Origin of the sequence: Parabacteroides sp. MSK.9.14 (genome assembly GCF_019041495.1) — a bacterium.
Lineage (GTDB): Bacteria > Bacteroidota > Bacteroidia > Bacteroidales > Tannerellaceae > Parabacteroides > Parabacteroides merdae.
Genome location: NZ_JAHPXO010000002.1, coordinates 16509 through 28420 on the forward strand (window position 1 = coordinate 16509; position 11912 = coordinate 28420).

The 11912-nt window shown below is 47.5% G+C and carries 9 protein-coding genes; 8 read left to right on the top strand and 1 reads right to left on the bottom strand.

Features of this window, described 5'->3' with window-relative positions; all coding sequences use genetic code 11:
• The first annotated feature begins 171 nt into the window (after positions 1-171).
• The 6 genes from purL (at position 172) to KTG12_RS01310 (ending at position 10243) form a co-directional block, all read left to right on the top strand.
• Entirely contained in the window at positions 172-3864 is a 3693-nt protein-coding gene (gene purL / locus KTG12_RS01285; protein ID WP_138272863.1) for a phosphoribosylformylglycinamidine synthase, read from the top strand.
• A 91-nt stretch (positions 3865-3955) separates the two neighbouring features.
• Entirely contained in the window at positions 3956-4558 is a 603-nt protein-coding gene (locus tag KTG12_RS01290; protein WP_022321385.1) for a porin family protein, read from the top strand.
• 186 nt (positions 4559-4744) lie between these two features.
• Positions 4745-6646, top strand: a complete 1902-nt coding sequence (locus KTG12_RS01295) for a beta-N-acetylhexosaminidase (protein ID WP_046451624.1) — start codon at positions 4745-4747, stop codon at positions 6644-6646.
• An 84-nt stretch (positions 6647-6730) separates the two neighbouring features.
• Complete coding sequence (locus KTG12_RS01300; protein WP_022321387.1) at positions 6731-8026, top strand: hypothetical protein; 1296 nt, start codon at positions 6731-6733, stop codon at positions 8024-8026.
• Positions 8027-8107: 81 nt separating this feature from the next.
• Complete coding sequence (locus tag KTG12_RS01305) at positions 8108-8926, top strand: phosphate ABC transporter substrate-binding protein (protein ID WP_005634165.1); 819 nt, start codon at positions 8108-8110, stop codon at positions 8924-8926.
• A 228-nt stretch (positions 8927-9154) separates the two neighbouring features.
• Positions 9155-10243: a nitronate monooxygenase family protein gene (locus KTG12_RS01310; RefSeq protein ID WP_022322466.1), complete on the top strand. Its 1089-nt coding sequence runs from the start codon at positions 9155-9157 to the stop codon at positions 10241-10243.
• A 126-nt stretch (positions 10244-10369) separates the two neighbouring features.
• Here the strand turns inward: KTG12_RS01310 and KTG12_RS01315 are convergent, their stop codons facing one another.
• Positions 10370-10783 carry a DUF6249 domain-containing protein gene (locus KTG12_RS01315; protein WP_005634170.1) on the bottom strand — a complete coding sequence of 138 codons (414 nt, stop codon included), beginning with the start codon at positions 10781-10783 and terminating at the stop codon, positions 10370-10372.
• 150 nt (positions 10784-10933) lie between these two features.
• Between KTG12_RS01315 and KTG12_RS01320 the strand changes: the two genes are divergently transcribed.
• Both KTG12_RS01320 and KTG12_RS01325 read left to right on the top strand, forming a co-directional pair.
• Positions 10934-11491, top strand: a complete 558-nt coding sequence (locus tag KTG12_RS01320) for an RNA polymerase sigma factor (protein WP_005634172.1) — start codon at positions 10934-10936, stop codon at positions 11489-11491.
• A 1-nt stretch (position 11492) separates the two neighbouring features.
• Positions 11493-11852: a hypothetical protein gene (locus KTG12_RS01325; RefSeq protein ID WP_005634173.1), complete on the top strand. Its 360-nt coding sequence runs from the start codon at positions 11493-11495 to the stop codon at positions 11850-11852.
• Positions 11853-11912: the final 60 nt, after the last annotated feature.

Here is an 11912-nt window from a genome sequence, read left to right on the forward strand (position 1 = left end):
ATCTGCGAGGCTCCGTTTTTAACCGAAAAAGGCCTTTGTTGGAACAAATTTATTTTCTTCAACAGATTTAAGGGAAATTCGGTTAGTAAGCACTATCTTTGCACTTTGTAAGCGAGGGGTATCCTTATATTATCCCCCGTATGAACGGAATACCATTAATAAATCGACGATATGATTCTATTCTTTCAATCTCCAACAAAGACGGTGTTAGCTGTGGAGGCTGCACACGCTTTCTCTCCTGAAGATGTAGAAAAATTAGTTTGGGCTTTTAGCGAGGCAAAACCTCTCCAGGCTGAAACATTGGAAGGCTGGTATGTTGGTCCACGCCGGGAAATGATTACCCCGTGGAGTACGAATGCCGTGGAAATCACCCAGAACATGGGACTCACCGGTATATCACGCATCGAGGAATACTTCCCCGTTTCTTCCGGCGAAGCAGAACATGACCCGATGTTACAGCGTATCTATGACGGTCTGAACCAGGACATCTTCACGATCAGTAAACAACCGGACCCGATTGTTTATATCGAGGATATCGAAGCCTACAACAAACAGGAAGGACTGGCATTGAGCGATGAAGAAGTAGCCTACCTCAACGAAGTAAGCCAAAAGCTGGAACGCCGGCTGACCGACAGCGAAGTGTACGGTTTTGCACAGGTGAACTCGGAGCACTGCCGTCACAAAATCTTCGGCGGTACATTTATTATCGACGGAGAAGAGAAAGAAAGTTCTCTCTTTAACCTGATCAAGAAAACATCGGCGGAGAACCCGAACAAATTGGTTTCCGCCTATAAAGATAATGTGGCTTTCAACGAAGGTCCGGTGATCGAACAATTTGCTCCGGCCAGCGGCGACAAACCGGATTTCTACGAAGTGAAAGAAATCAAATCGGTTATCTCACTGAAAGCTGAAACCCACAACTTCCCGACAACAGTCGAACCGTTCAACGGTGCGGCTACCGGATCGGGTGGTGAAATCCGTGACCGCCTGGGTGGCGGAAAATCATCCCTGCCGATTGCCGGAACAGCCGTTTACATGACATCTTATCCGCGTACGGAAGGTGCACGCGAATGGGAAAAGATCCTCGATCCACGCCCCTGGTTGTACCAGACTCCGGAACAAATCCTGATCAAGGCCTCCAACGGTGCATCCGATTTCGGTAACAAGTTCGGACAGCCGCTGATCTGCGGTTCGGTCCTGACATTCGAACACGAAGAGAACAAGAAGAAATATGCTTACGACAAAGTGATCATGTTGGCCGGCGGTGTCGGTTATGCTAATATGCGCGACGCGTTGAAGGGCGATCCCGCACCGGGCGAAAAAGTTGTCCTGTTAGGTGGCGACAACTACCGCATCGGTATGGGCGGAGGCGCTGTCTCTTCCGTAAACACGGGCCAATATACCAGCGGTATCGAGTTGAACGCCGTACAGCGCGCCAACCCGGAAATGCAGAAACGCGTTTCCAACGTAATCCGTGCGATTGCCGAATCGGACAACAACCCGGTAATCTCCATCCATGACCACGGCGCAGGAGGTCATTTGAACTGTCTCTCCGAATTGGTGGAAGCAACCGGCGGACATATCGACATGAGCCAGTTGCCTGTCGGTGACCCGACACTTTCCGCAAAAGAAATCGTAGGTAACGAAAGCCAGGAACGTATGGGTTTGCTGATGAAGGAAGAAGATGTTGCCCGTGTACAGCGCATTGCCGACCGCGAACGTTCTCCGATGTATGTGGTAGGTGAAACGACCAACGACATGAAGTTCGTCTTCGAACAGGCCGACGGCGTGAAACCAATCGACATCAAACTGGAATATATGTTCGGTAAACCGCCAAGAACGATCATGAAGGATCATACGGTCGAAGAAACATACGCTCCAGTCGTTTATAAAGAATCCGAACTGCATCACTATCTGGAAAATGTACTTCAGTTGGAAGCTGTTGCATGTAAAGACTGGCTGACCAACAAGGTGGACCGTTCGGTGACAGGTAAGGTCGCACGCCAGCAGTGCCAAGGCGAATTGCAGTTGCCGCTGAGCGACTTGGGTGCTGTAGCACTGGATTACCGTGGAAAAGCGGGTATCGCCACATCTATCGGGCATGCTCCGCAGGTAGCGATGATCGACCCGGCTGCCGGTTCTGTCATGGCGATTGCCGAATCATTGACAAATATCGTTTTCGCTCCACTGTCCGACAAGCTATCAGGTGTATCTTTGAGTGCCAACTGGATGTGGCCATGCCGTAACGAAGGCGAGGATGCCCGCCTGTACAAAGCGGTCCAGGCTGCTTCGGACTTCGCTTGTGCACTGGGCATCAATATCCCGACCGGTAAAGACTCTCTGTCCATGACACAGAAATATGGCGACGACAAAGTGATTGCTCCGGGTACGGTGATTATTTCTGCCGGTGCAGAAGTCAGCGACATTCGCAAGATCGTATCTCCGGTATTGGCCCACGAAAAGAATTCTTACATATATTATATTGACTTCTCGTTCGACACGATGAAGTTGGGCGGTTCCGCTCTTGCACAAGTTCTGAACAAATTGGGCAACGAAGTCCCGACGATAAAAGACAGCGAATATTTTGCCGACGCATTCAACGCCGTACAAGATGCCATCCAAAAAGGGTTGGTTCTCGCCGGACACGACATTTCTGCCGGTGGTATGATCACGGCATTGCTCGAAATGTGTTTTGCTAACGTAGAAGGCGGTCTGGAAGTGAACCTCGACAAATTGTCGGAACAGGACATTGTCAAGATTCTGTTTGCCGAAAACCCGGGTATCCTGGTCCAGGTGAAAGACAAGAAAGCTTTCGAGAAGTTGATGGAAGAGGCAGGAGTAGGTTTTGCCATTATCGCCAAGCCGACTTCCGAACGCCACATTCTGGTTTCCAAAGAAGGCGTCCAATACCATTTCGGCATCGACTACATGCGCGACGTATGGTACGAATCATCTTATAAACTGGATATCAAGCAGAGTGGTAGCGTATGTGCAGGCAATCGTTTCGAGAACTACAAGATGCAGCCACTGGAATTCAAGTACCCGAAGAGCTTTACCGGCAAGCTGTCTTCTTACGGCCTGACTGCCGATCGCAAAGGAAAGAGCGGAATCCGTGCCGCCGTAATCCGTGAAAAGGGTTGCCAGTGTGAACGTGAAACATCTTATGCACTGTATCTGGCAGGTTTCGATGTGAAAGATGTTCACATGACCGATTTGGCTTCCGGACGCGAAACATTGGAAGACGTAAACATGATTGTATTCTGCGGCGGTTTCTCCAACTCCGACGTTTTAGGCTCTGCCAAAGGATGGGCCGGAGGTTTCTTATTCAACGAGAAAGCCAAGAAGGCGCTGGATAACTTCTATGCACGTCCCGACACCTTGAGTCTGGGTATCTGCAACGGTTGCCAGCTGATGGCCGAGTTAGGGGTTGTTTATCCGGAACATGAGAAGAAACACAAGATGTTGCACAATGATTCGCACAAGTTCGAATCGAACTTCATCTCGGTCGAGATCCCAAAAAACCATTCTGTCATGTTCGGTTCTTTAAGCGGTTCCAAATTAGGAATCTGGGTGGCTCACGGCGAAGGCAAGTTCTCTTTCCCGTATGAAGAAAAAGAATACCATATTGCACTTAAATACAACTACGAAGGCTATCCTGCCAATCCGAACGGTTCGCCTTGGTCGGTTGCCGGTGTCTGCTCTCACGACGGACGCCATCTGGCAATGATGCCTCACTTGGAACGTGCGATGTTCCCATGGCAATGCGGTTACTATCCTGAAGACCGACGAAACAGTGACGAAGTCACTCCGTGGATCGAAGGTTTCGTGAACGCACGGAAGTGGATAGAAGAGCATAAGAAATAATATTTGGATAGGAAGTTGCGTTATAATAATATAGCGCAACTTTTTTTATTTATGAAAGGTTTATCTATTACTCATTTAAATATTATCCATTATGAAAAAGATTGCTTTATTATTGTTGATGTTCGTGGCGTTTCAGGTCAGTGCACAGGATTTCCATTTCTTACCGAAGATCGGATTGAACCTTGCCAATATGACAAATAGTGACGGAAGTATGAAGCCTGGGTTGAACGTCGGGGTTGCCGCCGAGTTTCCTATCAATCCGCAATTTTCCATCGAGCCGGGAATCTATTATTCCATGCAAGGAGTGAAAGAATCAGAAGGCGGAATCTCCGGCAAAATCAAAAACGATTACATAAACATTCCTATCTATGCAAAAGCCTATCTATACAATGGCTTTTATGCATTTGCGGGACCACAATTCGGTTTCTTAGCCCGTTCTAAAGCAAGCGCCTCTTATAACGGCACTGACATTTCGGTCAATTCGAAAGATGCATTCAAAACATTTGATTTCGCACTAGGAATCGGCGTCGGCTATCAATTCGATTTAGGCTTGCTGGTTTCAATGAACTATAATATAGGATTCACCAATACCTTATCCGATGGCGACATCACATTAAATGGCAACTCCATGAATTGGGATGGGGAGAAATCCCGTAATGGCGTCCTGCAGATCAACCTCGGTTGGAGATTCTGAAATATCCGCTTGCCGGTATAAAATCCGACAGGCATCCATTTTGAAACGGATAGGCTTCGAAGAACATTCGAATGCTTATCCGTTTTTTTATGCTGCCCGACATTATAAATCACGGATTCTTATTATTGCGTCTTCCGTATTAATCCCTATCTTCGCGACCTAAACAATAAACAAGTACACTGATTCATGAAAAAGTTGCTATTTATCTTCTTTACAGCAGGTCTTATACAGGGATTTAGCTCTTGTTCCCACAAAGACACTCCAGATAATGCACTTGCATTGATCCCACAGCCCCAAGAAATGAAAGTCGGGACGGATCATTTCAAACTGACTCGCCGGGCAGCTATCACACTCGACACATCCAATCCTCAGTTAATAGGGATAGCTCGGTACTTCAACAATAAAGTTGCCCCCGCAACAGGTTTTGAAATTCCGGTTGAAAAGCACGGCAACATTGAATTTAAGCTGACCGACAATACCGCTTTCGGTGCAGAAGGATATCGCTTGCAGGTAAAACATGGCGATATCATCATCACCGCCCATCAACCGGCCGGGATCTTCTACGGGATACAGACTTTATTGCAGATGCTTCCCCCCGAAATAAAAAACAGCCAGAAACAAAAAGGCATCAACTGGACGGTTCCCTGTACCGACATCACCGACAAACCCCAGTTTGCCTGGCGCGGACTTATGCTTGACGTCAGCCGCCACTGGTTCACTAAAGAGGAAGTAAAGAAATACATCGACGAACTGGCAGAATACAAAATGAATGTATTCCACTGGCATTTGACCGACGATCAAGGATGGCGTCTGGAAATAAAATCCCTGCCACGCCTGACAGAGGTTGGCGCCTGGCGCGCTCCGCGTGTCGGGCAATGGTGGCAACGCGCACCACAGCAACCTGGAGAAGAAACGACCTACGGAGGCTTCTACACACAGGAAGATGTGAAGGAAGTATTGGCATACGCTGCAGAACGCTACGTACGCGTCATTCCTGAAATAGACGTGCCGGGACATAGCCTGGCAGCACTCGTCGCCTATCCTGATCTGGCGTGTATGAAAGCACCATCGGCTGTCGGGGTCGGCAACAAGTTTTACGGCGAAGACGAAAACACACTTTGTGTCGGCAAAGATGCCACTTTCGAGTTTATGGACAAGGTCTTGACAGAAGTTGCCGCCTTGTTTCCGGATGAATACATCCATATCGGAGGAGACGAATGTTTCAAAGGTTTTTGGCACAAATGTCCGCGTTGCCAAGCTCGCATGAAAGCGGAAAACCTGAAGAACGAAAACGAACTACAGAGTTACTTTATCCACCGTATGGAAAGCATCTTGAAAGAAAAAGGGAAAAAACTGATCGGCTGGGACGAGATTATCGACGGCGGGCTGGCTCCCGATGCTACCGTTATGAGCTGGCGCGGTATGGAGGGCGGAATCAAATCAGCAAAAGCCGGTCATCATGTGATCATGACACCGACCGAACATTGCTACATCGACCTCTGGCAAGGAGAACCATCTGTCGAACCGGACACCTACTCCATGTGCCGCCTGAAAGATTCCTACAGTTTCAACCCAGTTCCCGACAGCGTGCCGGCCGAAATGATACTAGGAGGACAAGGCAATCTCTGGGCTGAATCCGTCCCCACTTTCCGGCATGCCGAATATATGACCTGGCCACGTGGATGGGCACTTGCCGAAGTCCTTTGGACTGGACCTTCCAAGACGGATTGGGACCGGTTCTGGCCACGTGTCGAACGACATTTCGTTCGTGCAGACCAGGCACAGATCAACTATGCACGCAGCATGTACAATGCCATCGTCACTCCTTACTATACTGAAGATGGTGTTTTGGAAATCAAACTGGATAGCGAACCGGGCAATCTTGACATCTACTATACATTCGACAATACGGACCCCGACAACTTCACTCCGAAATATGAAGCTCCGCTCCGAATACCCAAGAATGCGACTTGGTTACGTATTGTCACTTATCGGGACAACAAGCCGATTGGCAAAGTTATAACATTGACAATCAAAGAACTTGAAAAGCGGGCGGATAACACTCGCCATGTCGTCGGCAACTTGTAACATAAATGTAACATATATGTCGTAAATGCGAAACAGTTTTCTCGTTCCTTTGTAAATAAAATCATAGAGTCCAAAAAGTTAGGAATGAAATCAGGAAAGATTATTGCGCTTGGCCTGTTGGCGCTGCTTCCAATTGCGATGAAGGCACAGGAAGCTCAGGAAATAGAAAAGCTGAATGCTCGTATCGATTCACTTTCGCAGGAGACGACAACCCTGGATAAAATCGTCCGTAAACTCAGCAAATTCAAAGTATCCGCTTATATCCAAGGACAATTCCAATATGGTCAGGAAGATGCCACCCTGAAAGTCGGTGACAAGAACGAACATGAAGACAAAGGTTTCAACCGTTTCGGCATCCGCCGCGGACGGTTGAAATTCGAATATAATGACGGTATCGGAACCGGTGCTGTACAGATCGAAGCCAACGACAAGGGTGTCAGTTTCCGTGACCTTTACATCGGTATAAAAGATCCCTGGACAAAACGCTGCCAACTGATGGCGGGTGTTTTCAATCGCCCTTTCGGTCACGAAATCGGCTATTCGACTAGCGGATTAGAATCTCCCGAACGTGCCACCATCATCCAATACTTCTTCCCCGACGAACGCGATTTAGGCGCCATGCTGACACTCCGGGCTAAAGAAACAAGCCCGATCGGTTTTCTCCGTCTCGATGCCGGACTGTTCGCCGGTAACAGCATCAATCGGGAAACAGACAGCCGCAAAGACTTCATCGGCCGCTTGGGAGCCGAAAAGAAAATCGGCAACTGGGGAAAATGGGGATTAGGCGCCTCCTACTACAACGGCGGAGTTTACAACCCGACGACAACCGCCTACGAACTCCAGGATAAAAAATTCATCGCAGTCGACAAAGGAGAAACCGGTACATACATGAAACGTGAGTACATCGGCTTGGACGCTCAGTTCTCATTCAAAAACAGTTGGGGAACGACAAGCTTGCGCGGTGAAGGACTGTTAGGTACACAACCGGGTATCGCCGGCAGCAGCAAAAGCCCCAACACAGGGACACGCCCGGCCAATGAACCGGAGAACTCCCTGTTCAAGCGTCCTTTCATCGGCTACTTTTTCTATTTGGTGCACGACATCGGAACCACTCCTTTCTCTGCCGTCTTGAAATACGACGTTTATGATCCCAACACCAAGTTGAAAGGGAATGAGATCGGCGTTGAAAACAGCTTGACCTCCAAGACCGACCTCGCCCAGAGCACACTCGGCATCGGCGCTTTGTACCGTTTCAACAAGCATATCCGCGTGCAAGCCTATTACGAGTTCAACTTCAATGAAAAGAGCGATTTCGTAAAGGGATATGAAAAGGACAGGGAAGACGACGTATTCACCTTGCGTCTGCAATATAAGTTTTAATACAAACGTAACATCTGTTTCACACGCTTGCAACACTCCTGTATTTACTTTGCATACAGAAATTTAATTCAAAACAGAGTAATGAGAAAGACAATTGTTATGGCCGCAGTAGCCGCCTGTATGTTTGTATCGAACGTGTTTGCACAGAGAATTAAAGGGAGCGACACTTGCCTTCCCTTAAGCCAGACGGAAGCAGAAAACTTCATCAACAAAAATAAATCGGCAAAGATAACCGTGACGGGCGGCGGCTCCGGCGTTGGTATCTCAGCCTTGATGGAAGGGACAACCGATATCGCCATGTCTTCCCGTAAGATGAAATTCGATGAAAAAGTCAAATTGCAGGAAGCGAAGAAAAGCACCAAAGAAGTGGTGATCGCTTACGACGCACTGGCAGTAGTCGTACACCCGTCCAATAAAGTGTCCAACCTGACGCGTGAACAGCTGGAAGGCATTTTCACAGGAAAGATCAAGAACTGGAAAGAAGTGGGCGGCGCCGACATGAAGATCGTAGCCTATTCGCGCGAAACGTCTTCCGGAACATACGAATTCTTTAAGGAAAGTGTCCTGAAGAACAAGAACTATATGAACGGCATCCTTAGCATGCCCGCAACAGGAGCCATCATTCAGTCTGTCAGCCAGACAAAAGGAGCCATCGGCTATGTCGGCTTGGCTTACATAAACAAAGAAGTAAAACCGATTCATGTCTCTTACGATGCAGGCAAAACATTCACCGAGCCATCCTTCGAGAATGCAAAAAACAAGGCATATCCGATCGTCCGTCCGTTGTTCTATTACTACGATGTAAAGAATGAAGGCAAAGTGAAACCCTTTATCGATTATATCTTATCGGCTGAAGGACAAGCAACGGTTAAACAGGTCGGTTATATCCCGGTAAAATAAGTCAAAAACCATATAGCTCCCACGCTTGACACGGGATCGCGTTAAAGCCGGCCATATACATCTGATTGATATGGCCGGCTTTTTTGCGTCCCCGCGTCAAGCGCGGGGACAAGAGGGAATGCACAGTCATTATTTATTTGTGCATAATATCGGTTGATTTTGCACATTCTTTGGTTTATTGTGCTACCTTTGCCACATATATATTTTTTATTTACACATTTTACTTACATGAAGACATTAACAATTGGGGATCTGAAAGCCCGCATTCCAATCATCCAGGGTGGAATGGGCGTAGGAATCTCTCTCTCCGGCTTAGCCTCAGCCGTTGCAAATGAAGGTGGGATTGGCGTTATCTCCGCCGCCGGTCTCGGTCTCTTATATAAGAAACTTTCTCCCAACTACACCGAAGCCGGCAATCTGGGCCTTGCAGCCGAGATCCGGAAAGCCCGCGAGAAGGCCAAAGGCATTATCGGCGTGAATGTGATGGTCGCACTTTCAGACTTCGCCGAACTGGTGAAAACCAGTATTGCGGAAAAGGTAGACATCATTTTCAGCGGTGCCGGACTACCTTTGGACCTGCCGTCTTTCCTGAAGAAAGACAGCGTGACGAAGCTCGTCCCCATCGTTTCCAGTGCACGTGCCGTCCGCATCATCTGCGAAAAATGGAAAAACAACTACGACTACCTTCCCGATGCCGTTGTGCTGGAAGGGCCAAAAGCAGGCGGCCACTTAGGATACAAGGAGAACCAGCTGGAAGACGAGCATTTTTCACTCGAAGAACTGCTGCCTCAGGTAGTGGAAGAAGTTTCCCACTTCGAAGAAAAATATAACAAGAGAATCCCGGTAATTGCAGCAGGAGGCATTTACACGGGTGAAGACATCAAACGCGTGATGGACCTGGGAGCATCGGGCGTTCAGTTAGGAACCCGTTTCGTCACCACTACCGAGTGCGACGCTTCCGATGCTTTCAAGGAAAGCTACGTCAAGGCACAGGAGAAGGATATCGAGATCATCAAAAGTCCGGTCGGAATGCCGGGCAGGGCAATCCACAGTCATTTTCTCGAAAAGGTAAAAGCCGGGATGAAACAGCCGAAGGTCTGTCCTTTCAACTGCATCAAGACATGCGATATCTCGCGAAGCCCCTACTGTATCGTAACAGCCCTGTACAACGCCTTCAAAGGGAACTTCGAGAACGGCTACGCTTTCGCAGGAAGCAATGCCTGGCGGACAACCCGCATCATGTCGGTGAAAGAAACGATAAGCGAGCTGATCAACGAGTGGAAACGCTCTGACCAACCGACTCTTTCCTCCCGATAAACAAAAAGTTTCATCGGCTTGGAACTTTTGTTTCCCGCCGATGAAACTTTTGTTGCTTGCTGATGAAAATTTATTCTCCTGCAAGTAAAAATAAACTTTCACCTTGAGAAAAAAGTGAAAACTTTATCATTTATCCTCTTTTTTCTTCATATTCGTCTCGATAACGAATGCGACAATCAATCCCAAACCTCCAAACAAAAGGACGGAGGCGCCATAAGCTGAACTGATAGCTTCATATTCATTACGAAAATCCAATGAATGACTATTAGCAGCAACAATTAAATTACAGAAAAAGCCTACAAGTATCCCTAAGCCGATTCCCATCAACAGACATCCCGTCTTTAAAGAGCTAAACGAAAAACGAGGCAAACCATACGAAGGGAGGCTCAGCCTTTTTCCCAAATCAGCAATATCCATTCTTTCACTGATCTTCTCAATGATCAACAAACGTTCTTTACGACGAACGAACAGTTCAAACAAAGCGTAAATACCTAAACAAATGAATCCGACAACCAGCGGAGCTGTAATAAAATCCATCATAACTGTATTGTTGTAAATGATTAATTAATTTCTTTGCTACTTTTGACGCATCTCTTTCCGAAAGGTTACAGATCGGGGGGAAAAAATATATTGTATTTTTGCCGATGCAAGTTGTAACCTATTCGCCCGGCTTGCGTCCATTATAATACGATGGAGTTGTATACCGACACATATTATATACAAAGGATACAAGCGGGAGATACGGCATGCTTTGCCTGCCTTCTGGATAAATACAGCCGTCCTGTTCATTCGTTAATCCTAAAGGTGGTCAGAAACCGGGAAGATGCGGAGGAACTGGCACAGGATGTGTTTATGAAGGTGTTCAAGCACCTCTCGTCGTTCAAAGGGGAATGCAGTTTCTCCACGTGGATCTACCGGATCGCCTACAATACAGCCATCTCGGAAACACGGAAAAAGAGACACGAGTTTCTGGCGATCGAGGAATCGGTTATTAATAATGTATCGGAACAAGAAGTAGCCGAAGCACTAGACAGGACAGACAGCTCCGACCAGATACAGATGCTCGATGCCGCCCTCGCCCAATTGCCACCCGATGAGCGGGCGATCATCCTGCTCTTTTATATGAAAGAAAAAACGATCGACGAAGTGGCGACGATCACCGGATTGACTGCATCTAATATAAAAGTGAAATTGCACCGCATACGAAAGAAACTGTTTTTTGTATTAAAAGGAATGGAGGAACAATAAAATGACAGAGAAGAATGACATATTGAAAGACCTGTTCAGCCGGATGCCGGAAGAGGAGCTTCCGGCTTCGTTCCGAGCCAACGCGATAAGACAGATCATGGCCGAAGCCGAACGGATACGCAAACGCAACGAACGCTGGGGATGGATTGCCGTCATCGCCGCCTCGCTGCTTATGGTCGGTATCGCAATCGCTTCATTCCTTTATATGAATATTTCCCCAATATCCGTACAGATCCCCAATATGAGCACACTCCCCTTCTATGCCTATATCGGGATGCTTGCCCTCATCCTGCTGGGAGCCGATTACAAATTCAGGCAACTATTCAAAAGGAGGCAGATGTCTCAGAAAGAAAAGATGTAAGTAGCGGTATTACAAGCCCAAAAGATTGTTTTTTCCATGCAAAAAGTCTTGCAAGTCAGA

What these genes read in the sequence shown, in the direction of transcription:
- purL (WP_138272863.1), top strand. Translation starts at nt 172, where the DNA reads ATGATTCTATTCTTTCAATCTCCAACAAAGACGGTGTTAGCTGTGGAG.
- KTG12_RS01290 (WP_022321385.1), top strand. Translation starts at nt 3,956, where the DNA reads ATGAAAAAGATTGCTTTATTATTGTTGATGTTCGTGGCGTTTCAGGTC.
- KTG12_RS01295 (WP_046451624.1), top strand. Translation starts at nt 4,745, where the DNA reads ATGAAAAAGTTGCTATTTATCTTCTTTACAGCAGGTCTTATACAGGGA.
- KTG12_RS01300 (WP_022321387.1), top strand. Translation starts at nt 6,731, where the DNA reads ATGAAATCAGGAAAGATTATTGCGCTTGGCCTGTTGGCGCTGCTTCCA.
- KTG12_RS01305 (WP_005634165.1), top strand. Translation starts at nt 8,108, where the DNA reads ATGAGAAAGACAATTGTTATGGCCGCAGTAGCCGCCTGTATGTTTGTA.
- KTG12_RS01310 (WP_022322466.1), top strand. Translation starts at nt 9,155, where the DNA reads ATGAAGACATTAACAATTGGGGATCTGAAAGCCCGCATTCCAATCATC.
- KTG12_RS01315 (WP_005634170.1), bottom strand. Translation starts at nt 10,783, where the DNA reads ATGATGGATTTTATTACAGCTCCGCTGGTTGTCGGATTCATTTGTTTA.
- KTG12_RS01320 (WP_005634172.1), top strand. Translation starts at nt 10,934, where the DNA reads ATGGAGTTGTATACCGACACATATTATATACAAAGGATACAAGCGGGA.
- KTG12_RS01325 (WP_005634173.1), top strand. Translation starts at nt 11,493, where the DNA reads ATGACAGAGAAGAATGACATATTGAAAGACCTGTTCAGCCGGATGCCG.